The 22571-nt window shown below is 39.2% G+C and carries 20 protein-coding genes; 13 read left to right on the plus strand and 7 right to left on the minus strand.

Features of this window, described 5'->3' with window-relative positions:
- Positions 1 to 174 precede the first annotated feature (174 nt).
- From T325_RS09685 to T325_RS09720, 8 genes are all read left to right on the plus strand, one after another.
- Positions 175 to 540: a response regulator transcription factor gene (locus tag T325_RS09685; RefSeq protein ID WP_036912994.1), complete on the plus strand. Its 366-nt coding sequence runs from the start codon at positions 175 to 177 to the stop codon at positions 538 to 540.
- A gap of 15 nt (positions 541 to 555) precedes the next feature.
- On the plus strand, positions 556 to 1773 hold the full coding sequence (locus T325_RS09690; RefSeq protein WP_036912997.1) for a sugar transferase: 1218 nt from the start codon (positions 556 to 558) through the stop codon (positions 1771 to 1773).
- Between the two features lie 38 nt (positions 1774 to 1811).
- Positions 1812 to 2771, plus strand: coding sequence for a TolC family protein (locus T325_RS09695; protein WP_036912999.1), 960 nt, complete (start codon positions 1812 to 1814; stop codon positions 2769 to 2771).
- A 603-nt stretch (positions 2772 to 3374) separates the two neighbouring features.
- Positions 3375 to 4961 carry a GumC domain-containing protein gene (locus tag T325_RS09700; protein ID WP_146063115.1) on the plus strand — a complete coding sequence of 529 codons (1587 nt, stop codon included), beginning with the start codon at positions 3375 to 3377 and terminating at the stop codon, positions 4959 to 4961.
- On the plus strand, positions 4961 to 6481 hold the full coding sequence (locus T325_RS09705; protein WP_036913004.1) for an O-antigen ligase family protein: 1521 nt from the start codon (positions 4961 to 4963) through the stop codon (positions 6479 to 6481). The genes T325_RS09700 and T325_RS09705 overlap by 1 nt, the downstream gene beginning before the upstream one ends.
- Positions 6465 to 7343 carry a glycosyltransferase family 2 protein gene (locus T325_RS09710; RefSeq protein ID WP_036913007.1) on the plus strand — a complete coding sequence of 293 codons (879 nt, stop codon included), beginning with the start codon at positions 6465 to 6467 and terminating at the stop codon, positions 7341 to 7343. Before T325_RS09705 ends, T325_RS09710 begins: the two co-directional genes overlap by 17 nt.
- Positions 7344 to 7357: 14 nt before the next feature.
- Positions 7358 to 8530 (plus strand): glycosyltransferase family 2 protein, encoded by a 1173-nt coding sequence (locus tag T325_RS09715; RefSeq protein ID WP_036913010.1) that lies wholly within the window; start codon positions 7358 to 7360, stop codon positions 8528 to 8530.
- Positions 8527 to 9696 carry a glycosyltransferase family 2 protein gene (locus T325_RS09720; protein ID WP_081911138.1) on the plus strand — a complete coding sequence of 390 codons (1170 nt, stop codon included), beginning with the start codon at positions 8527 to 8529 and terminating at the stop codon, positions 9694 to 9696. The genes T325_RS09715 and T325_RS09720 overlap by 4 nt, the downstream gene beginning before the upstream one ends.
- On the opposite strand, the gene T325_RS09725 is transcribed toward T325_RS09720, so the two are convergent.
- Together T325_RS09725 and T325_RS09730 are read right to left on the minus strand one after the other, a co-directional pair.
- Entirely contained in the window at positions 9693 to 10811 is a 1119-nt protein-coding gene (locus T325_RS09725) for a glycosyltransferase family 4 protein (protein WP_036913013.1), read from the minus strand. The two genes, T325_RS09720 and T325_RS09725, sit on opposite strands and share 4 nt — an antisense overlap.
- An 18-nt stretch (positions 10812 to 10829) precedes the next feature.
- Positions 10830 to 11684, minus strand: a complete 855-nt coding sequence (locus T325_RS09730; protein ID WP_036913015.1) for a glycoside hydrolase family 16 protein — start codon at positions 11682 to 11684, stop codon at positions 10830 to 10832.
- Between the two features lie 286 nt (positions 11685 to 11970).
- Between T325_RS09730 and T325_RS09735 the strand changes: the two genes are divergently transcribed.
- Positions 11971 to 12849: a UbiA prenyltransferase family protein gene (locus T325_RS09735; protein WP_036913019.1), complete on the plus strand. Its 879-nt coding sequence runs from the start codon at positions 11971 to 11973 to the stop codon at positions 12847 to 12849.
- Here the strand turns inward: T325_RS09735 and T325_RS09740 are convergent.
- Positions 12840 to 13853 (minus strand): acyltransferase family protein, encoded by a 1014-nt coding sequence (locus tag T325_RS09740; protein WP_036913021.1) that lies wholly within the window; start codon positions 13851 to 13853, stop codon positions 12840 to 12842. The genes T325_RS09735 and T325_RS09740 overlap by 10 nt on opposite strands.
- Positions 13854 to 13933: 80 nt before the next feature.
- Between T325_RS09740 and T325_RS09745 the strand changes: the two genes are divergently transcribed.
- Entirely contained in the window at positions 13934 to 14956 is a 1023-nt protein-coding gene (locus tag T325_RS09745) for an acyltransferase family protein (protein ID WP_036913024.1), read from the plus strand.
- Positions 14957 to 14969: 13 nt separating this feature from the next.
- On the opposite strand, the gene T325_RS09750 is transcribed toward T325_RS09745, so the two are convergent.
- Together T325_RS09750 and T325_RS09755 are read right to left on the minus strand one after the other, a co-directional pair.
- A complete protein-coding gene (locus T325_RS09750; protein ID WP_051949832.1) occupies positions 14970 to 16073 on the minus strand; it encodes a glycosyltransferase in 1104 nt (367 codons plus the stop codon).
- A complete protein-coding gene (locus T325_RS09755; protein ID WP_036913027.1) occupies positions 16070 to 17218 on the minus strand; it encodes a glycosyltransferase family 4 protein in 1149 nt (382 codons plus the stop codon). Before T325_RS09755 ends, T325_RS09750 begins: the two co-directional genes overlap by 4 nt.
- A 114-nt stretch (positions 17219 to 17332) precedes the next feature.
- Between T325_RS09755 and T325_RS09760 the strand changes: the two genes are divergently transcribed.
- Complete coding sequence (locus T325_RS09760) at positions 17333 to 18274, plus strand: glycosyltransferase family 2 protein (protein ID WP_051949833.1); 942 nt, start codon at positions 17333 to 17335, stop codon at positions 18272 to 18274.
- Position 18275: 1 nt separating this feature from the next.
- Positions 18276 to 19175 (plus strand): WaaS/CpsH family glycosyltransferase, encoded by a 900-nt coding sequence (locus T325_RS09765; RefSeq protein WP_036913029.1) that lies wholly within the window; start codon positions 18276 to 18278, stop codon positions 19173 to 19175.
- 3 nt (positions 19176 to 19178) lie between these two features.
- Here the strand turns inward: T325_RS09765 and T325_RS12450 are convergent, their stop codons facing one another.
- Both T325_RS12450 and T325_RS12455 read right to left on the minus strand, forming a co-directional pair.
- Positions 19179 to 20195 carry a glycosyltransferase family 2 protein gene (locus T325_RS12450; protein ID WP_051949834.1) on the minus strand — a complete coding sequence of 339 codons (1017 nt, stop codon included), beginning with the start codon at positions 20193 to 20195 and terminating at the stop codon, positions 19179 to 19181.
- Positions 20196 to 20207: 12 nt separating this feature from the next.
- Complete coding sequence (locus T325_RS12455; RefSeq protein ID WP_051949835.1) at positions 20208 to 21242, minus strand: glycosyltransferase family 2 protein; 1035 nt, start codon at positions 21240 to 21242, stop codon at positions 20208 to 20210.
- A 167-nt stretch (positions 21243 to 21409) separates the two neighbouring features.
- On the opposite strand from T325_RS12455, the gene T325_RS09780 reads away from it, so the two are divergent.
- Positions 21410 to 22570, plus strand: coding sequence for a glycosyltransferase family 4 protein (locus tag T325_RS09780; protein ID WP_036913031.1), 1161 nt, complete (start codon positions 21410 to 21412; stop codon positions 22568 to 22570).
- The last annotated feature ends 1 nt before the right edge of the window (position 22571 follow it).

A 22571-nucleotide genomic window follows, 5' to 3' on the forward strand; every position in this document is an offset into this window, starting at 1 on the left:
ATTAGCGTCTACTTATAGTACGTTTATACTGCAAATTTCCCCCTTTTTTTTCATTCTAACAACTTTTTTTTTAGAAAAAGTGATTTTTTTACGTTATTTTGGGCACAATTAAAATAATTTGTTTACCTTTGCACTTTAGAATAACGTAATTACCCAGACTAATTAAATTCATATATGAAGAAAAAAATACTAATACTTGACGACAAGGAGACCATTGCAAAGGTCCTCTCTATTTACCTGATGAGCGACTACGATGTTCAGTGGCTGCCAGACGGGCTGCAGGGAGTCAAATGGCTTCAAGCAGGCAACACTCCCGACCTAATCATCTCCGACATACGCATGCCAGGCATGAGAGGCGATGACTTTCTGGAGTGGATTAAGCAGAACGAACTGTTCCAACACATTCCCGTCATCATGCTATCCAGCGAAGACTCCACCAGTGAGCGTATCCGTCTGCTGGAGATTGGCGCAGAGGACTACATTGTAAAGCCCTTCAACCCGATGGAGCTAAAAATCCGAGTCAAGAAAATTATCCCATAAGCACTTATATATAATATGTTAGGTGTAGTATATCTTGGTAGTAACCCGAAGACTGAGGAACGACTGAAATATATCCCTGGCCGTCTGGTTCAATACACAAAGAATTACAAAGAAGCCGCAGCAGCTTGTTCTACTCATGTTCGCAATGAGCATTTCATTGTGTTCTTCGAGCAGAGCGTACAAGCCGAGGACATCACGGCCATCACCTATCTGAAAAAACACAATAAGAGCATCTACATCATTTTGCTCACCCATCAGCTGACGATGGACGATCGCAAGATGTATCAGAAGTGCGGCATTAACGACACCCTTGATGCAGGTGCTTCCATCACAGAACTCAACAAGAAAATCACATTTATTGCCGATCGGGAGGCACAACTTTTCGACGACGCAGCCCCACGCTACCGGATGCTGAAGTTCAAGATTCCAGTTTGGAAGCGTCTCTTCGACATTGTATTCTCAGCATTAGCCATTATCCTGCTGTCACCCGTATTTATTCTGACAGCCATCGCCATTCGCTTGGAAAGCAAAGGTCCTGTCATCTTCAAGTCGAAGCGCGTCGGAACCAACTACACCATCTTCGATTTTCTTAAATTCCGCTCTATGTACTGCGATGCAGAAGAGCGTCTGAAGGAGGTGACAAAAGAAGCCGGCAACCAGTATATGGAGAATAAGCAAGAAGAAAAGTCACAAGAAGACGAACATACCATAACAGCGCCGCTCGGCACTGAGGCTGAAATGATGATGATGAATATGGGCATGGAGTCTGACATGATGATTAGCGACGACGAGGTGATGCTCGTTGGCGATGATTATGTCGTAGCAGAAAGCGACTATGCCAAAGAAAAGAAGGAAGAGATTGAAAGCGCTTTTGTGAAGATTGAAAACGACCCCCGTGTTACCAAAGTGGGGAAGTTCATTCGCAAATACAGCATCGACGAGCTTCCACAACTTTTCAACATTCTCAAGGGTGACATGTCGATTGTCGGCAATCGTCCCCTTCCCCTCTACGAAGCAGAAAAGCTTACAGCAGACAAGAGCATCGACCGCTTCATGGCTCCTGCAGGACTTACAGGTCTCTGGCAGGTTGAGGAGCGTGGCAAAGGTGGCATGATGTCTGCTGAGGAGCGCAAGCAGTTGGACATCGAGTACGGTCGTAACTACAGTTTCAAGTTGGACATGCAGATTATCTTCCGTACACTAACGGCTTTTGTTCAGAAAGACAACGTATAAGAACATAAAAGATAAGGTATTAACCTAAACCCATAGCAATGAACAAGATAAAACGACTCGTACTGGTTGTAGCCATTGCAGGAGCAGGCACCAACGCCTTTGCTCAATTCGACGAGAGTGGTATCGCTGCAGGTTTCTTCGATTCCAGCAAAGAGAAGGACATTAACTTCTCGGAATTCCACCTGCCTCCGTTATCTGTGTTACTGGAGAATGCAAAAACAACGCCCCAGATTCTTTCACTTGAGAAAGCCAGAGAGATAGCCCAGGCAGAAGTTGCTAAACAAAAGCGTCATATTTTCTCATATTTGACAGCACATGCGAGCTATAGTTGGGGAAAAGGTGACATGTGGGGAAGCTCCAGTAACGCTTACTCCCCTATGCTTATGCAATACCAAGGGACAGAAACGAATTATTGGAACATTGGTGTTAACTTATCACTTCCTGTAGAAGACATCTTGGACTTGACTGCAGCAGTAAAGCGCAAAAGACTGGAAGTTGACCAGGCTGTCATTGCAAAAGACATCGCCTATGACCAGTTGAAACAACATATTGCCTCTTTATATGTTAAGATCACCAACAACCTAGTCGCTTTGAAGACATCAGGAGAGGCTGCCGCAGCATATCAAGGAGCAGGTGCCTTGAATCGTGAAGATTTTGAAAACGGTAATATGGATATTAGCGGATATGCATATGACAAATTACACGAGATTAGTGTGGTTCAAGGCTATCAATCGCTTCAGACAGAAATCACTACAGACATCATCACATTAGAAATACTAACACATACGCCTATCATCACAAACTCAACGACAGAGATTACATTAGATGAAAAGACGCATAAATCGAATAAAGAGATCGCAAAAGAAAACAAATCTGTAGAAAAGCGAATAAAGAAAGCCGTAAAGGAAGAAGACAAAAAAGAAAAGAAATTGGAAAAAGCTGAAGCAAAAGCAGAGAAAGCCGCAGCCAAAGCTGCCAAAAAACAAAATAACAACTAAATTCTGAATATTATGGATTTATTTAGATATATTGTCAGGTTCTTATATAAAATACGTTGGTATTTAATCATCCTACCATTAATTGCATTAATAGTAGCGTGGTTCTTAACTCGCAATATGGAGCGCGTATATGATACTAATACTACAATCTATACGGGTATGATTACCGGCTATAATATTGAAGGAGGAGTCGGGACTGCCGGTGGACAATCACAGACGAACATGACGAACCTGATACTATTGATTACAACCGACGCAACGATTCACGAAGTATCTCTAAGGCTGTTTGCGCGTTGTATGATGTATGGTAATCCCAACAAAGACAATAATTACATCTCTGCTGAACACTTCAGACAGCTGAATAACAGTGTACCAGCTGAAGTCAAAGCGCTTATTAATCACAATAGTGAGAATGCGACATATGCAAATCTTAAGGCATACGAAAAGCCTACTGCGGAGAATTATCTTTTTGGATTAACGAATTATCACCCATGGTTTGGAGTTAATAGCATTACAGCTCGTCTGAAGGTATTACAACTTCAGAAGAGTGATATCATAGATATTGGCTATTCAGCCAATGATGCAGGAATTGCCTATAACACATTGGATATCCTAAATGAAGTATTTGCACGCCAATACGCATTGTTGCGTTATGGTGAAACCAATAATGTTATCAAGTTCTTTGAACGTGAGGTCGCTCGTCTGTATCGTATTCTGACTAATGCTGAAGATGACCTGATCCGATATAATGTTGAAAAGAGAATCATAAACTATGGTGAACAAACCAAACAGCTATCAGCGCTGGATGCGAACCAGAAAGTATCAGATAACTCGCTGCTCATTGATAAGACAACGACTCGTGCATTGATGGACTATTTGGAACGTCAATTAGGTGACCGTGCAAAAATCATCAAAGCAAATAAGGAGTTTACAAACCAAATCACAGACATATCTCGTATCCAGTCTCGAATTTCCAATCTTCGACTCATGAGTAGTGAAGGTAGTGGAAGTGGTGTGGAGTCCCAACTTGAATTAGCAAAAGCCGAACGCATGTTGCAAGATGCCACAGCCAATGTTAGAGGACTTGTTAAGGATATCGAGGCTGGTACTTATAGCACAGAAACTGGCGTAAAAGCTAACGATATGATTGGCAAATGGCTTGAGCAGGTTCTACTTTTGGAGAAAACAAAAGCTCACGAGAGTGCCCAAGATATTATGCGCCAGAAATTGGATAAAGAAATTCTATACTATGCCCCCATTGGTGCTACAATTAATCGAAAAGACAGGCATATCGGTTTTATTGAAGGTAATTACATGGAGATGTTAAAGGCACTTAACTCTGCCCGCCTCCGTCAAAAGAATCTGCAAATGACCACAGCGACACTCCGTGTACTGAACCCACCAATGTTCCCAATGAATGCCCAGCCCACTAATCGTATGATGATTCTATTAGGAGCTTTCCTGTTGACATTCATGTTAACAGCTATGTACTTCTTCATTATCGAACTTCTGGATCGAACACTTCGTGACCGTATGCGTTCTGAGAAAATCACGAAGATACCTGTCATGGGCTGCTTCCCCAAAGAAAGCACTTTGCGCTATCGCCGTTTTAACAAGACTATCGCCGACATGGCCTTGCGCCAACTAAGTAAGGTTCTACTGCCACACTTTAAGGAAGGTCAGCAAAATGTTCTGAATTTGCTTTCTACAGATGCGGCAAACGGAAAGAGTTACATTGCCCAGGAACTGGAGAACTATTGGATTTCCATTGGTCTACAAGTTCGTCGTTTGACCTACGATGAGGATTTCCTGGCAGAAGACAGTCGATTCATCATGGCTAATGATATCAAGGACATATGTCCTGACATTCTGCCAAATGAGATCGCGATTGTTGAATATCCCAATCTGGACGATAATTCCATTCCATCAGGGCTACTCAATATGGGAACTATCAACTTGATAGTCACACGAGCTAATCGTACATGGAAAGATGTGGATCAGAAGTCGTTGAAAGAACTACAATCACAACTGAAGGATCAGAACACACTCTATATGTACTTGACAGAATGTCAACGCTATGCAGTAGAGGAATTCGTTGGTCAATTACCACCATATACTAAGTTTAACAACTTCGTATATCGTATTTCTCAGATGGGATTGACTGCCGTTGAAAACAGTCATGCTAAATAATGCAGAATAGTTTAGCAACATATTCCAAAGAAAATGGAGGAAGAGTATTATTACTTTTCCTTCTATTTTTGCTGGCAATCTATGAATTCTATTCATCAGGCTACACTTCATTCGCAATTGTATGCCTAATACCTTTATTCGTTGTCGTTACTATTATCTCATTCAAGTACAGAATGTTCTTGTTTTGGTTATTGTTTTTCTTGAACTACTTTAATCAAATGCAAGACTTTCCTTCTCTGCCTGGACCAAGATCGCTTCCCAATGAGATTCTGGAGATTCTACTTCTGGCCATAGCACTCATTGATATTAAAGATAGTAACTTCAAAAGAACGGGCAATATAATGCTATTTGCCCTTTTAATATGGTGTGGCTTCTGTACATTAGAGATGTTAAATGACACCTGCGGACTGGGATTTAATATAGGAGCATGGTATACAGGAGCACGTATGCTTGCATTTCAAATGCTATACATCTTCCTTGTTTTCTGCATATACATTTCAAATCCGAAAATATTAGTCCAATATTTGTTTTTCTGGGGAGCCTTGGCTTTATTTGCCGTATTTTGGGCATGGAAACAACAAAACATAGGTTTAACAACATATGAATACGGTTGGTTATATTATGGCCCAGGAGGTAACACTCACCTACTACAAGCAGGAACACTTATAAGATACTGGTCCATTTACAGTGATGCTGCTAATTATGGCATTGCGATGGCATCAACTGGTGTTGCTTTTATAATTTTCGGTATTACTTCAAAAATAAAGAAGTTCAAATATATCTTCTTATTCATCGGAATCTTATGCATATGGGGCATGTTCCCATCTGGAACCCGTACAGCAATAGCTTGTGTTGGAGCTGGTTTCATTTTATACATTTTCTTATCAAAATCTTTCAAGATCGCAATCCCATTCACAATACTGTTCGCTTTGGGAGCCTTTATTCTTGTCTTTACAAATATTGGTAATGGCAACCAGCAGATTCGACGTATGAGAAGTGCATTTGACAAGACAGATGCTTCCGCAAATGTTAGAAGCATCAACCAAGAAACCATGAAGAAGTATATGAGAGACGCTCCATGGGGGATTGGAGTTGGTATGGGAATGGATAATGTGCCAGCCAATAATAAATATAGAAGAATGGCAACTATTGCGCCCGACTCTGAATATGTATTTATATGGTTACATACTGGAGTAATTGGAATTACGATCTTTATAATAACCACAATAATGATCCTTTTAGGGGCATGTCGCATTGTATTCTTTAAACTTAAGAGTCCCTCACTACGAGGTATCGGGGCAGGAATGTGCTGTGCTTTCGTATCCCAGCAATTGGGAGCATACGGAAACCAAGTACTCATGCAGTTCCCTAACGGATTGGTCTTCTATGGAGCCATCAGTGTTGTATACATCCTACCATATATTGAGAATGAATGGATTGAATATGAAGCAAAACTGTTGGCTAAACAAGAAGAAAGGAAACGTATAAAGTTAGAAAAGAAACTTGCATCAAGAGTATAAATTATCTATTATCACAGTCAATTACAACGGTCTTCAAGATACCTGTGAACTAATTGATAGTATCACCTTCACAGACGATACAGAGGTGATTGTAGTAGATAATGCATCAAAAAGAAACGAAGCAAGCGTTATTCAAGAACGCTATCCACAGATTAAGGTTATTAAAAGTGAGCAAAACCTGGGCTTTGCTGGCGGAAATAACATAGGTATTAAACAAGCAAAAGGCAAATATCTTTTTCTTGTTAATAATGACGCAGTCTTTAAAGATTACAACATTCAGGTATTAATAGACCGTATAGAGTCATCGTCATCTATTGGCATAGTATGTCCCAAGATTCGTTTTGACTGGGGCAACCATCCAATTCAGTTTGCAGGATATACACCGCTATCCAAGATAACGATCCGCAATCAAGCTATAGGTTTCGGAGAAGAAGATAATGGGCAGTATGAAACAGCCCACCCTACTCCATACGCTCATGGAGCAGCTATGCTTATCAAACGTGAAGCCATTGAGAAAGTCGGCTTGATGCCAGAATGCTTTTTCCTCTATTATGAGGAATTAGACTGGTCGATGATGTTTACTAATGCTGGCTATGAGATATGGTATGAGCCTGCTTGTACTATATATCACAAGGAAAGCCAGAGTACAGGACGGAATAGCAAATTACGTGCTTACTACCTCACTCGCAATCGTCTCCTTTTTATTAAACGTAACCGACAGGGAGTCACTAGATATCTTTCCTATATATATATAATAGGTATAGTTATACCCCGCGACATCACCAAGTATTTATTACAAAGGAAATTCAGTCTGACAATTCCGATATTGAGAGGGTTGAAGGATTTCATCATTAAACTATAAACTATAATCAGAATATGAATTTAGATTTTTGGCTCATATTATATATTATCGATTGGACACTCTATGCGTTTGTTGCTTGCACTGTCTTGTATTTAGGTGTGTATGCCATTGCTTCCCTATTTGGAAAGAATACGGTTATCAATAAGGCAAAGACTCAGAAACGTTTTGCGATTCTGATTCCTTCACACAAACAAGATGAGGTAATTGAGCATACTGTTGTTTCTATTTTGGGACAGGCATATCCTCAACGTTTGTTTGATGTTGTTGTCATTTCAGACCATCAGAGTGAGATGACAAACATGAAGTTGGCCCAATATCCTATTACACTCCTTACACCTGACTTTGAAGAAAGCACAAAGGCAAAGTCACTCCAGTATGCAATCTTAAACTTACCTGAATTTAAGATTTACGACATTGCCCTTATCTTGGATGCTGACAATATTGTAGACCAAGATTTTCTGACCAATGTCAATGATGCTTTCGAAACCGCTGCCACGAAAGCAATTCAGTTACATCGCATATCACGCAATCGTGACACTGCAGCAGCCCGCATGGGATCTATCTTTGAAGAAATCAACAACGCTATTTTCCGTCGTGGTCATATCAATCTTGGCGTATCATCCGCATTAGCCGGTTCCGGTACAGCCTATGATTTTAACTGGTTTAAGACCAATGTCATGAAAGCTAAAACTGCTGGTGAAGATAAAGAAATGGAAGCACTTCTGCTGCGTCAGGGATATTTCATCGATTACTTTGATAACATCCTGGTATATGGTGAGAAAATGCGTACAACAGTTAAAATGAATGAGCAACACGAACGGTGGGCTTATCAGCAACTACAGAATCTCATTAGGAACATCAAATTCCTACCAGGAGCAATATTCCAGAAACAATACGACTTGGCAGACAAAATCATACAATGGATGTTAATGCCGCGCACCTCAATGGTCGGAATCATTATGTTAATGAGTATCATACTACCATTTATTTACTTAACTATAGCTATAAAATGGTGGATTATTGGTTTCGTTGCATTATTCATCTTTGCTTTAGCCACACCAGATTATCTAGTCGATGAGATGTGGGATAAGACCTTTCTAAGATCTCCATTTGTTACGCTATGGGGGATCATCAGTACAAAATTATTGAGTTTGGGATTAAGCTTTAAGAAAAAAGGTATACGATGATGTGGCAGATATTACATATCATAGACATTACGCTATGGGTGATTATCCTTGGCTCTGTAGCATATGTAGCATTCTTTACCTTTATATCTCTCTTTTATGAAAAAGAAGACAGAATTGCCATCCATGCTGCTGCCCTCCACAATAGAATGGCAAAATTTCTCATTCTATACCCAGCCTATAATGAGGATCGCGTAATTATAAATGCCGTAGAGCGTTTTCTTGAACAAGATTATCCCAAAGACCATTATACTGTTGTCGTCATATCTGATCACATGCAATCAGAAACGAATGAACATCTTCGCAAATTACCTATTACCCTTCTTACACCGACTTTTGAGAAGAGTTCAAAGGCTAAAGCTATGCAATATGCCATCAACGAAGTACAAGGTGATTTCGACAATGTCGTCATCTTAGATGCTGATAACGTTGTACGACCAGAGTTCCTATCGCAACTGAATGTTTTCTGCAGTGTTTACGATGCCATTCAATGCCACCGCTGCGCCAAGAACGCAGATAACAGCGTCGCTGTTCTTGATGGCGCTAGTGAAGAAATCAACAACACCATTTTCCGCAAAGCTCATAACAGATTAGGTTTGGCATCAGCATTAATCGGTTCTGGTATGTGTTTCAACTACGAACTATTTAAAAAGAATGTATTCCAATTAAAAACCGCAGGAGAAGATCGCGAATTAGAAGCGCTCTTACTCCATCAAGAGATATTTATCAAATATGCTCCGGATATTCACGTATTTGATGAGAAAGTTAACAGTCAAGAGAGTTTCCAACGTCAGCGCATGCGTTGGATGACGGCTCAGATACAGAGTCTGTTTAGTAATCTCCCCAAAATCCCTGAAGCCCTCATCCATGGCAAAATTAATTTCATCGATAAGACGATTCAACAGGCTTTGATTCCCCGTTCAATCCTTATTGTCTTATTGACAGGTATATCCATCCTGATGACGATTATCGTTCCTCAATGGAGTGAAAAGTGGTGGATTCTTCTGGCAGTCCTTTCTCTCTCTCTCTTTATCTCCATCCCAAGGCAATTACGAATACGCTCATTCAGCAAAGCACTAGCAATTCCTGGACTTGTATTACGCATGTTCAGAAATATTCTCCACATGGATCGCAAGAACACGGATTTCATTCATACTCAACATGGTTAACATGAATACCTCTCAAGCAGTTGCTTCCATTGAAGCATAACACTATCACTTTTATAACGTTTGGCAGAACTTACAGCATTAGTTCCCATATACAGACGAAGCGAATCATCTTCTATCAATTGGCATATTCGTTCTGCAAACAGTTCTTTACTATATTTTCCAATAAGGAATCCATCATGTCCATCTGAGATAATCGCACCAGGGCCATATGGGCAATCAAAAGCAATAACGGGCAAGCCACAACTCATTGCCTCTGGCAATACCAAGCCAAACGGTTCATAGCGTGATGTCATGATCAATAATGAGCATTCTAAATATCTATCCAAAATCTCATCTGTAGGCGGAAATACCTCAATATTTAAATCCTCATCCTTTATCACTTCTAAAAAGTTGTTCTTTAAGGCACCCTCACCATAGATGTTGAGTTTCCATTCAGGATGACGTTGGTGGACTAATTGCCATATACTCAACAAACTCCATACATCTTTTTGCTCTGAGAATCTTCCAACGAATATAACATTCTTCGACCGCAATCCACTATGCTTTCCTAAAGGATTAAAATTCACCAGATTAGGTATAACATAAACATTATCATTATACCTTCGCCAGTCATCAGCATCTCCGTTTGTCAACGACACAACACAATCAGCCCTGTTTACACTTCTCCTATCAAAATATTGGCGAATTCTTCTCAACAAGGATAGCTTTTCATATAAATAACTATTACACATGGAATGCGACTCATAAACTAAAGGTATTCTTTTATCAGCTTTACGGATTAAACCAACAAATTCCATGCGAATACATATCATCAGATCCGGCTCTATCTCGTTTATAGCAGCTTTAAGGCGTTTAAGAAACAACCGATTCAGTTTCGTATAAACAAGAATACGTTTCAATCCACAATACCTATATTGATGATGAAACTGAATATTCAAATCACACGCATGTATTCGACTGTCTAGTGGATAAGGGGCAACATGTTTCCCTTGATTAGTTGTGATTACATACACATCATAACCAAAGTGTTCAACAAGATAATTCATCTTATTGCTAAGGACGCGTTCAATACCGCCCCAAACAGCTAATGCATCTGTGATATACAGAATTCTCATCTTGATTCACTTTTTACTTTACTCGTACACCCTGACATAGTCGATATAGTATCGCAGGGGAAACTGAGAGATATCAGGTTCGCCCCCATTGGCACCTATAGCGAGATTGAGGAGAATGTAGTGTTTGAAACCAGGGACGTTGTTTGAGAACGGATTCTCAGTATTGCCGTTATAGCCTCCGTTGAAAGTCTGCTTGAGATCGATTTCGTTCAGAAGTTCATCATCCAGATAGAGACGGATGAAGTCTTTGTCCCAGTCCATACGCCAGATATGGAACTTATTTGCCCAGTCAGGATCTTTCTCTGTAAAGTGAGTAAAAGGCGTAACAACAGAATCCCATATAGCATGCCATCGCTCTGATGCCCCCCAACAAGCATTGGCAAGAATTGAAGGCCGGCCGTCTTTAATATAATACTCCAGCATATCAATCTCGCCATTCAGAGGCCATTCCCATTTATTGCCCAAAAGCCAGATGGCAGGCCATGAGCCTGAAGCTACAGGGATTTTAGCACGCACCTCAAAACGGCCATAAAGGAATTGCCGGCTCAGACGAGTAGTCAAACTGCTGGATGTGAATTCTATATATTCACGATTCCTACGCCAATCACCATTACCTGTTTCGTAATCCGGATTAGGGCGATGTTCCTGACGACCTTCGATTACCAGACATCCATCCTTTACGAAAGCATTCTGCGGCTGATACCACTGAAGTTCCTGATTCCGAACAAATCCACGTTCAAAGGTCCAATCCTTCGAAGGCCGTCCATCCACATCAAACTCATCGCTCCATACCAGGCGATATTCCTTTTGTCCTTGTGCAATGACTGATAATAACAAGAACAATATAGTTCCTATATTCTTTCTAATATCCATAAAACTCTGCAAATATAGCAATTTTCAAAGATATGACCTAATATTATCCAAACAAAAATAATAGAAAAGACCTATTATAAATAGTTCCTTGTTATAGTAACGATAAAGGGAACTGATAGTTTACACGTTGGGAACAGGTTGTTTCCTCGGAGGAAACTATCAGTTCCCTTTAGCGAAACATATGGAAACAAACATCTGGACACTTGATGGTATACCATACCACGGAAATGAAAATAAATCCCTAATTGTTTTGCATTTCACTCGATTTGTACTACCTTTGCACCCAATGATACATTATATCAGGTTGCTCCGCCCACTACAGTGGCTCAAAAACGGATTCGTGTTTGCGCCCATTTTCTTCAGCAATAACCTGTTGAAGTGGGATTTGCTGTGGCCTACGCTTGTGGTGTTTGCGTCGTTCTGTTTAATCTCAAGCTCTATCTATTGCTTCAACGATTTGCGAGATGTAGAAGCCGACCGCCAGCATCCCAAGAAATGCAAGCGTCCGATAGCCTCAGGAAAAGTATCCGTTAAGGGTGGATATGCAATGATGGTACTTTCAATGGTAGGAGCCTATATGTTGCTACCTTTCTCAAACAGTGTAAACATACCTTATTTATATATCATTCTAGCCGCATATTGGCTGATGAACATAGCATATTGCATCAAACTGAAGCAATATGCCATCCTTGATGTGGCGATTATAGCCGTTGGATTCGTAATTCGAGTGCTTATCGGAGGCGTTGCCTCAAACATCTGGATATCACATTGGTTGGTGATGATGACATTCCTTATCGCACTGTTCCTAGCCTTTACCAAACGTAATGACGACTATCGCATCTATGAACAGACAGGCATAAAACCACGCGTTTCCATTACTGGTTACAATAAGACTTTTATTAATGAGGCTACGGCGATAATCGCCTCCGTCACACTCGTTTGCTACATCATGTATACGATGTCGGAAGAAGTGATTGCCCGTATGGGAACCCGCTACGTCTACCTGACAAGCGGCTGGGTGCTGGCAGGAATGCTTCGTTATCTGCAAAATATGATTGTTTATGGCCTCAGTGGCTCCCCAACGAAGTCGCTCGTCAAGGATCATTTTATCCAGTTCTGTATCCTTGGATGGCTTGCCTCTTTCTTTGTGATAATCTATTTGTAGCGTTCATACTTCACGCCAAAGAGATAATGTCCAAGAAATGGGCTGAGACGAATAAGATAACTTGCTAATAAAGTAATGGCCAATACGACGAGAGCGATAGCGAGAATGACGAAGAACTCAACAATCCGACTATCGTAAGTTCTCAGCTGATCTGCATAAGGCATCAGAAAACGGGGCAAGAAAAAGAAGTGTAACAGGTATATATCCAACGTACGTGTTCCTACATACTGCAAAGGACGAGACAGATGTAGCTTCTTAAGCCAAGAGCCAAAAAGGCGAAAACATGTAAAAACAAGCCACATTCCCATTATTCCACCTACATAGAATCTGAGTATCTCATACCACAAGAGGTCAAGATGAGGTGAAGATGCAATAGCCAAAAACAAGAAGGCAATAACAAGAACAACTATAGGTTTATTGGTCCAGCGAATGAATGTATCAAAGTTTCTCCGCATCCAAGTGCCAATATAGAAAAATAAGAAGAAGCGCCACAACGTGACACTCAGGAAGCCAAGCCCACTGACTATCATAGATTGAAAACCCACTGCAGATGATTGGATGCAATCATAATACCGCGCATAAACAAATGACGAGAAAGTTATCAAGAATGCCATCCAAGGAGCCCACTTCCTGCCCAGACGGACAATCAACATGTAAAGAATAAAGAACTCAAACAATACAAACGTGAACCAATAGCCTCCCTTCACAGCTCCTAACTGATGGAAGAACTCTGGTGGAGGAGCTAAAAGCAGCAGGAAAATGAAAGTCGGAAGCAACTGAACCATCGCTTTATGACGTGCCACGATTTTAAACGGATGTTGGGCTATTGGCTCGAACAACCAACCGCTGATCATAAAGAAGCAAGGCAGGCGAAAGAGGAAAAACACAGCATTATATCCCATCTTAGGATCGTCCATGCAAAAATAGCACACATGCGCAAAGAGCACGAGAATCATCGTAAATCCTCGCATCGCATCAATGTATTCTATTCGCCGACTTGCCATTTCATTGGCAAAGATACGAATAAGTGCGTAAAATGCCAAATTAATTTGCGTTTTTGAGTAGTAATTGCTATCTTTGCAGCATGAAGGAACGGATTAACTGGATTGACTGGGGAAAAGCACTCGCCGTTTGTTGCGTGGTGTTCTGCCATATGCCTCAATCGCAAGAGTGGTTCTATTACCGATTTCTACAAACTACAATTATCACCATATTCTTTTTCTTCTCAGGCTACCTGAAGAAAGACAGAGGAAGCACTCATGAGAATTGGCGAAAGTATTGGCATGCGCTTATTATACCTTATTTAATTTATAACGTCATCGCCTATCCCTATTGGCTGATAAAATACTTTATGCTTAACGGAGAAGCGCCAGACTGTTTTTCTGCTTTGAGACCAGTTTTTGGGGCTCTATTTTTTGAACATGAGAATATATTCTGCGAGTCACTCAATGGTCCTCTCTGGTATCTGCCAGCCATCCTGGCAATGCACGTTCTTATTGATTTGTGCAGAAAAACGCGCTACCAACACCACATCATGGTAACACTTTGCGCGGCATCCTATTTTGTATACGCAGCCAATAAGCAATATGCTTTTCTATCTAATCTTACCTTCATCGGCATCATCAGCCGTTTGCCTTTCTATTATATCGGGTATGTCATGGGGGTAAATAAATCTTTCCTCAGCCTCAACAAGAAGCAAAGTGCTGTTCTCTGTATCTTATTCATAACAATAAGCATCTTGTTCTTCCAATGGCATATGCAAACTTTCTATTCAGGAGAACACATGTTACATATAGCTCTCTTCTACCCCGTCAACATATTATTTCTTTTTGGAATACTGTATGGATGCAAAGTTCTCAATGGCGTCAAATCCCCTATCATTACAAATCTCAGCATTGGCACCTTGGTCGTTATCGGCCTTCACGCCCCAACTATTAGTGTGATAAATTATGTAATAAGTCATCTTTTCATAACCAATGCCACTCCCAACTACCATTGGTATACAGCCCTTCTTTGCACTCTTTTCATCTGTACTCTCCTCTACCCAATCATTCTTTGGGCAAAAAAGCGGGCACTTTGTTTAATAGGGAAGACTACTACGATATAATCAGAATTATAGTTTATTTATATTTTGAGTATATTGCTGATACAGATTCTGCAACCCGATTGGCATTAAAACGTTCTGAGACAAACATACGAGCGTTTGTTCTACACTTTTCCATTAAAGAATAATCGTCATGCAATCGAAGAATCGCATCCGTTAAGGCAGATATATCATTTACAGGTATAAGCAAACCGTTTTCCTCATTTCGAAGCACCTCTTTAGTTCCATCTGTTGGTGTCGCAATAATGGCCTTGCTCATAGCCATAGCTTCCAACAATGCAATAGAAAGACCTTCCCACAGACTTGGAAGGCAATAGACGTCTATACAATTTAATATATCTGGCACGTCAATACGGAAAGGAGAGCGAAAGACATAATCCTGCATCTGATGTAATGCAATATATTCATCTACTTGGGAATCCATATCTCCTTCCCCAACAAAGAGACCTTTTATTTCGGGATACACCTTATGCGCTAACTGAAGCGACTCCAAGAAGAGAAGCGGATTCTTCTGAATCGTACAACGTGCGATAAACCCCACAACAAAGTCATCCTTGTCAAATCCAAATTCAGGTCGGAGGTCCTTTAGACTATTCTGGGGATTAAACCTATCTAGATTAACCCCATTATCGATTACGTGAGCCATTTTCAATCCAAACAATTCACGCCCAGTATCCGCATTGCTTTGAGAGACACAAATCACCTCATCTGCATAATGGCAAATCAGTTTTTCACTCCAAGCACGAAGTTTCTTTACCAGGAAAGACTGGTCATCATGGAAACTCCATCCATGAACAGTATACACAAAAGGTATATGTAATTTGCGAACAGGATACAACATATTCGAAGCTGCTCTACTGCCATGAGCATGAACAAGTTGAATATCATTGTCACGTATCAGTTCTATAATTTGTTTCTGAATTCGCAGATCAAAAGGTCTTTGCGTTTCAAGCACATAGCAAATAATACCCATCTCATTCAGACGATTTATCATCTCACCTCCAGAAAATGAAAGGCACACAGGTTCAATCTTCTTTTTATCAAGAAAAGAGACCAAATCTATCAGATGAGACTCACCTCCCCCTATCTGACCTTGACGTATAACTTCTAATACTTTCATTTTCCAATCTTAGACAAATCGTTAAACAGATTCTCCCACAATATCATTATCTGATTATTGTCATATTTTGCGACATACTCTCTAGCTCTTTTCCCCATCTCAACTCTAAGTCTTTCATTACCCATAAGCACGCAGATTTTATCTGCAAGCATTTCTACGTTAAGATAATCAACTAGAAAGCCATTCTGTCCATCTTGAATCATATCTCTCGCGCCATTGGGGCAATCAAAAGAGACACAAGGAAGTCCACAAGACATTGCTTCTAATAAGACCATCGGGAACCCCTCAAATCTCGAACTCATAATATAAATACTACTTTCCAAATACTTGTCTTCGATTTGAGAAACCGGTTCATTCAAAATAAAGGTATTAGTAATTCCATTCTTATCTATCAAAACTTGAAGTTGCTCTCTAATCTCGCCTTCCCCATAAACATTAAGCACCCAGTCAGGGAAACGTCTGCTCACAATTGTCCATGCAGCAATCAGATACTCATAGCCTTTCTGCTCATTTAATCGACCAACGCAGATTGCCTTATGGCTTTCGCACGATGAACAACTTTTTGGATAAAATGGAGTAGGATTGGGAATCACATATGTTTTCGTAACTCCCTTCCAACTTTCTGCATCAGCTTGCGTTAGCAAAACCAAGGCATCCAGCTTTCTCACATCTCTTTCTTGCTTCTTCCGCCAAAACCTAGCCAGCAACTTGTGGAGACCTCCCTTTTGCTCCATCAAATGGAAATTCCGGGAATACTGTCTGGCTATATGAGATTCACCAATCTTGACACTTCCATCATTAATTCGAGTCAGAAAATCCAAATCTCTCCCTAATGTTGTAATCACAACATCAGAATGACGGTTCAGCAAAACTGATGTCAATTCTTTCCTATACTTACGCATCAACCAGAAATACCACCATGCTCTGATTAATAAGGAATGACCATACTCCAAACTGAAATCAATTGCAAGATCATGCAAGACAACTTTCTCTGACAGAGGGAAAATCGGCTTTCGTCCCAACTGGGTATCCGTTACAATCATAACATCATACCCATGATCTGCCAGCCAATTTGCCTTGTTGGTTATTACACGATCAGCTCCACCTTTTGTAACAAGAGCCGTATAGATATAAGTTATCTTCATTCCTTACTTTTTTATGCAAAAATACACATTCTTTGCAAATTAAAGAACAAAAACAAGAATAAATTTGCCTTATTCGGTTTTTATTTATACTTTTGTGGCAAATATAATATACTAATGACTAAAGACATCATATTCAGTGTTACAATACCGGCCTATAAAGACAGGTATTTAAAAGAAGCGATTGATAGTGTCTTAGCTCAGACCTACCACAATTTTGAAGTAATCATTGTTAACGATGCATCTCCATACGATCTTGATAGTATTGTTTACAAATACGATGACCAGCGAATTCACTATTTCAAAAATAAGAAAAACTGCGGAGCCAAGGATGTTGTAGACAACTGGAACATATGTCTTAGCTATGCAACAGGAGATTATCTGATTTGTATGGGTGATGATGATAAATTAACACCAAGATGTCTCCATGATTTTGCAGAACTAATCATGAAATATCCTAATCTAGACCTATATCATGCAAGAAGTGAAATTATTGACGATCATTCAAATCTTGTCTGCGTATTAGAAGAACGACCTGAATGGGAATCCGTATACTCTCTAATGTATAATCCCAGGAATTCGCATTTGGGGGATTTTCTTTTTAAAACAGAAACGCTCAGAAAGAATGGAGGCTTCTATAAGCTCCCTTATGGATGGCAAAGCGATGATATTACCGCTTTTATCGCTGCAGCCTCACACGGAATGGCTAACACTCAAGAAGTAGGATTTCAATATCGCGGCAACGGCCAATCAATCAGTCACGATCTAAGCTGTATTGAGGATAAGATCGAAGCCGTCAGAACATCCGTGACATGGCGAAAAAACTTCATTGCCAGCCAGTGCGCTGACAATCCGGAAGACAGTCGTCTTGCAGAACTTATAAAACAAGATGTTGCGAAATATGAGCAAAGAGAAGTAGATGACATGGTAGAATTTGACATCCGTAAGAAATTCTTCTCGAGAAGTTGTTTTTGGTTTTATGCCAGAAAGAAACATAACATTTCTTTTTCTCGTTATATCCGATGCACACTAAAAGCTATAAAGAATCGATTCATATAATATGAGATACCTTATCTATAAAAGTACAGATTTGCTTGACAATATATTATTAGGTGAAACTAACGACTGTCATTTCGTTAGGATAACAGATCAACACCTGAAATCCCGTCTATTTAACCTTCTTATGAAATTCGCACGTGATAAGAATCTGTTTTTTCCTTTTCTATTCAAATTGATGCCAGGATTTTCTGCTCTGCGCCTGACATCAAAGAACGACACCATCATTGTCTTTGACATCGCGGATATTACACTTATAAAATACATAAAGAGAAGCATATGCAAGGATTGCAAGTTCCATACTTTCTTTTGGAATCCAGTCTCTAAGTTATTTACTAATGAAAAACAAAGAATTCAAGAGTTGAAAGATCTGGGATGTAACATATCAACATTCGACAGAGATGACGCGATAAAATATGAGATAACATACAAAGATCAATTTATTAGAAAGAAAGACATACCTCATACATCTATAGCATCCTACGACTACTATTTTTTAGGCTTCCCCAAAGGAAGAATTGACACACTACGTTTAATTACAAACAAGCTATCCAACATAGGGAAAGTGGGGAAATGTATTGTTCCTGAGTCTAAAGAGCAACAAATTACATATGAAGAGAATATAAAATATGTCTGCCAAAGCCATTGTATCGTTGAAATATTGCAAGATGGACAAACAGGAATTACTCTACGAGCCCTAGAGGCATTAATCTATCATAAGAAGTTAATAACCAATAGCAAAGACATTGTCAATTACGAATTTTACAATCCAAAGAATATCTTCATCTGGGATAATCAAGATGAAGAACTCATTAGAAATTTCTTAAATGAAGAGATGGCGTCTATCAGTTCCGACATTATAGAGAAGTTCTCTTTCTGTTCATGGATAAAGACTTTCAAGTAAATCTCACTTCCTTAATGTTAAGGATCTAATAACGCTTCCCAATCTATCGAAATGGCATCTAAACCAGGAGAAACGAAGAATACTATTAAAAGGCGGGAAGGCAGTCAGAAAAAACATCGCCAGAAAGATGCGTCCGCTCAACAACGTCTCACGGAAAATACGGTTTCTCACAAGATTCAACGAAAGACTAACCTCAGGAGTAACACATGCATGCATACGAGTATCTATAGCCTTCATTAAGATATTAAAGACATACAGATGATGGTCAACAAACATACCCTTGTATGGCTGGTCTAACATCTCGTTACAGAAAAAGACAAAGCTCCGAACTGTAGCCGTAGATTTTTCCTTTGTCGAGTTCATTGCTGATGTTGGATTATTCTCATAAACATAGGTAATATCAGGTATTAGCAAAACTGCATTAACCTTATCAAATAGGTGATATGACCAAATTACGTCTTCAAAGATTGTTCCTTCCTGAAAATATAATTGGTTATCCACAATTAACTTCCTTCGCAGTAGCCGGTTCCAAGGAAAGCAATCCAATATTACCCTAAGAAAATTTCTATGAATCTCTTCTTTATTATCATATAAGACAGGGCTCGATAAATAATCATATGATGGCTTCTGCTCTCTAACACTATAGAACTGACCAATAATAACATCCGCCTGAGGATAATCTTTTGAAGCCCCAAGCAGACTTTTGACACATCCAGGCTTCAGGTAATCATCAGAATCTATAAACATGATATATTCTCCGTTTGCCATTTTAGCTCCAGTATTTCTTCCTGCAGCTACTCCACGATTTCTTTCATGAACTACGACTTTAAAATCTATAGTACCATGATAATTACTAATAACATCGTGTACAATATCCATACTATTATCGGGTCCCTTATCATCAATCACTATACACTCCATCTCAACTCCACTATCTTCCTGAGCAATAACAGACTCCAGACAACGACGAATATAGTTTTCAACTTTATAGACTGGAATAATAATCGATAAAGAAATCATGTCAATATATTATTAATTGTTCCTGTGAAATATACTATCTAAGAAATTAGCCCTATGTCGTATAAATGATTCCAACATATAATAATGTGAACGAAACCAACGACAACTAAAAAGAGAATAAAGAGGCTGGTATGTAATCAGGAAAAACAAGCCTAATAGAAGCCTACCTTCCGACAAAGTGGAACGCACAAGTCTAAAACGGACATCATTTAGTTTTTTACTGACTTCACCTCGAACTTTATAGTCTCGTCGAGTATCCAGTGCCCTCATTAAAAAAGTCAACACATACAACTGATGATCTACATATACATCTTTATAAGGCTTTTTAAGCATCTCATCACAGTTATAAGCATAACTTCTTACAGAGCGTATAGCTTTCTCTTTTGTTGTGTTTGTTATAGAATTCGGATTATTTTCATAATAATAGACCACATCAGGCAAGACAACTGCAGATTCTATCAATGCAAACAATCGATGACACCACAGAATGTCTTCATATAACAATCCTGGAGTAAAAAACAAATTATTATTTATTATCAGTTCTCTTGGTATTAATCTCCAGCATGCATTACAGGTTACCTGATAATTCATTAACATTTTTCTAAGCCGCTTACCATCAACCAATGTCTGTTTATCTATACCATTATTAAAGGGGCATGAGTCTTTAACACTAAAATAGGTAGCAACTATCAGTTCTACATGCGGATATGTCAGATGAGCATTCCATAGCTTCGAAACTGCGTCATCAGTAATATAGTCATCTGAATCGACAAACATCAAATAACGTCCTGTAGATGCTTTTATTCCCGTATTTCTTGCAGCAGACAAACCAGAGTTTTTCTCATGACGCAAGATTATAAATTTCACATCTCCCTTATAATCAGATAATACTCCATTTACAATATCAATACTTGCATCAGGAGTACAGTCATCAATAATAATACATTCAATTTGGATATTCTTACACGACTGATTCATTATGGATTGAATACAACGTGTAATGTATTTCTCAACCTTATACACAGGAATAATTATTGAGACATCCATCTTTGGCCTAGATATTAAAAAATATAACTTATGGTGCAAATGTACGAATAAAAAACGAATTCAACAAGAAACTCACATTAAAATGCTTGTCTTTAAGTTAAATTCAGAGCATTCATCGTATTTCTTCATTTTTTTTTGTACTTTTGCACAAAGATAATGTTCACTTTATGAAAGTTGCAATTATTACATCTGGAATATTGCCAATTCCTGCAGTCTTAGGTGGAGCTGTAGAGAATCTTATAGATTATTATCTAAAATACAATCATCAACATCACCTTCACGACATAACAATATATAGTGTTAGCCACCCTCAGATTAAGAAAAACAAAGCACTCCAAGCGAAAGAAAATCATTACGAATACATCGATACAAAGTCCCTCTGGGCTCGTTTTGAAGCAAGAATATATGCGCAATTCCACAAGAACGAATGCTATTCGTACAAACTCGAGTATTTCTTTGAGAAAGTCTATAAAAGATTAAAAAGAAAGAATTTCGATTTGATAATTCTTGAAAATCGGCCAGGCTTTGCTTTAAAACTTAAAAAAAGACTAAATATTCCCATTGTCTCACACCTACATACCAATATGATATGTGCATCTGATGAAAAGACGAAAAGTATTATAAGAGCCACAGACAAGTTTATTGTTGTATCTGATTTCCTTAAAAGACAAATAGAATCCGTAGGAATTCCAAGCCGAATTGCTGTTGTGTATAATGGATTATGCACAGAAAACTTCACAAGCCCCAACAAACCTAACAACATTCGTGAGGCATTAGGCATTGAGAAGAATGATTTTGTTGCCATATATACTGGACGCCTAATTCCTGACAAAGGAATTAAAGAGCTTTTAGAGGCATTTATATTGCTAAAAGATCACCCCGATATAAAACTGATTGTAGTTGGAGGGGAAAATTTTGCTGACAGCAAGAATCAAAATCCATTTATAGAAAGTCTATATAATTTGGGGAAGAACGCCAACGCACATTTTACCGGTTTTGTTCCATACAACAAACTATCAAGTTACTTATCCGCAGCAGATGTCGCCATTATTCCTTCTCACATTAACGAGGCACTCGGAATGACTTGCATAGAAGCTACAGCTATGGGGCTTCCTGTAATTGCGACAAACGATGGAGGTATACCTGAAACATTAGTTGGGCAAAAACATATTCTTCTGGATAAAAATGACAACCTTGTAAGTGAGCTGGCCCAAGCCATACTTAAGATCAAGAAGAACTATAACAGCTACATTGGCAACAAGTTAGATCCCAGATTCAATATAGAATCATATTCATCACATTTTTTTGAGAATATTGTTATTAATTAAA

This window comes from Prevotella sp. FD3004 (assembly GCF_000746155.1).
In the GTDB taxonomy this organism is placed as follows: Bacteria; Bacteroidota; Bacteroidia; order Bacteroidales; family Bacteroidaceae; genus Prevotella.

Excerpts from the sequence above, each read along its gene's own strand:
- T325_RS09740 (WP_036913021.1), bottom strand. The coding sequence starts at position 13,853 with ATGGCAAGTCGGCGAATAGAATACATTGATGCGATGCGAGGATTTACG.
- T325_RS09715 (WP_036913010.1), top strand. The coding sequence starts at position 7,358 with ATGAATTTAGATTTTTGGCTCATATTATATATTATCGATTGGACACTC.
- T325_RS09730 (WP_036913015.1), bottom strand. The coding sequence starts at position 11,684 with ATGGATATTAGAAAGAATATAGGAACTATATTGTTCTTGTTATTATCA.
- T325_RS09765 (WP_036913029.1), top strand. The coding sequence starts at position 18,276 with ATGAGATACCTTATCTATAAAAGTACAGATTTGCTTGACAATATATTA.
- T325_RS09735 (WP_036913019.1), top strand. The coding sequence starts at position 11,971 with ATGATACATTATATCAGGTTGCTCCGCCCACTACAGTGGCTCAAAAAC.
- T325_RS09725 (WP_036913013.1), bottom strand. The coding sequence starts at position 10,811 with ATGAGAATTCTGTATATCACAGATGCATTAGCTGTTTGGGGCGGTATT.
- T325_RS09720 (WP_081911138.1), top strand. The coding sequence starts at position 8,527 with ATGATGTGGCAGATATTACATATCATAGACATTACGCTATGGGTGATT.
- T325_RS09685 (WP_036912994.1), top strand. The coding sequence starts at position 175 with ATGAAGAAAAAAATACTAATACTTGACGACAAGGAGACCATTGCAAAG.
- T325_RS12455 (WP_051949835.1), bottom strand. The coding sequence starts at position 21,242 with ATGGATGTCTCAATAATTATTCCTGTGTATAAGGTTGAGAAATACATT.
- T325_RS09695 (WP_036912999.1), top strand. The coding sequence starts at position 1,812 with ATGAACAAGATAAAACGACTCGTACTGGTTGTAGCCATTGCAGGAGCA.
- T325_RS12450 (WP_051949834.1), bottom strand. The coding sequence starts at position 20,195 with ATGATTTCTTTATCGATTATTATTCCAGTCTATAAAGTTGAAAACTAT.
- T325_RS09745 (WP_036913024.1), top strand. The coding sequence starts at position 13,934 with ATGAAGGAACGGATTAACTGGATTGACTGGGGAAAAGCACTCGCCGTT.
- T325_RS09705 (WP_036913004.1), top strand. The coding sequence starts at position 4,961 with ATGCAGAATAGTTTAGCAACATATTCCAAAGAAAATGGAGGAAGAGTA.
- T325_RS09750 (WP_051949832.1), bottom strand. The coding sequence starts at position 16,073 with ATGAAAGTATTAGAAGTTATACGTCAAGGTCAGATAGGGGGAGGTGAG.
- T325_RS09690 (WP_036912997.1), top strand. The coding sequence starts at position 556 with ATGTTAGGTGTAGTATATCTTGGTAGTAACCCGAAGACTGAGGAACGA.
- T325_RS09780 (WP_036913031.1), top strand. The coding sequence starts at position 21,410 with ATGAAAGTTGCAATTATTACATCTGGAATATTGCCAATTCCTGCAGTC.
- T325_RS09755 (WP_036913027.1), bottom strand. The coding sequence starts at position 17,218 with ATGAAGATAACTTATATCTATACGGCTCTTGTTACAAAAGGTGGAGCT.
- T325_RS09760 (WP_051949833.1), top strand. The coding sequence starts at position 17,333 with ATGACTAAAGACATCATATTCAGTGTTACAATACCGGCCTATAAAGAC.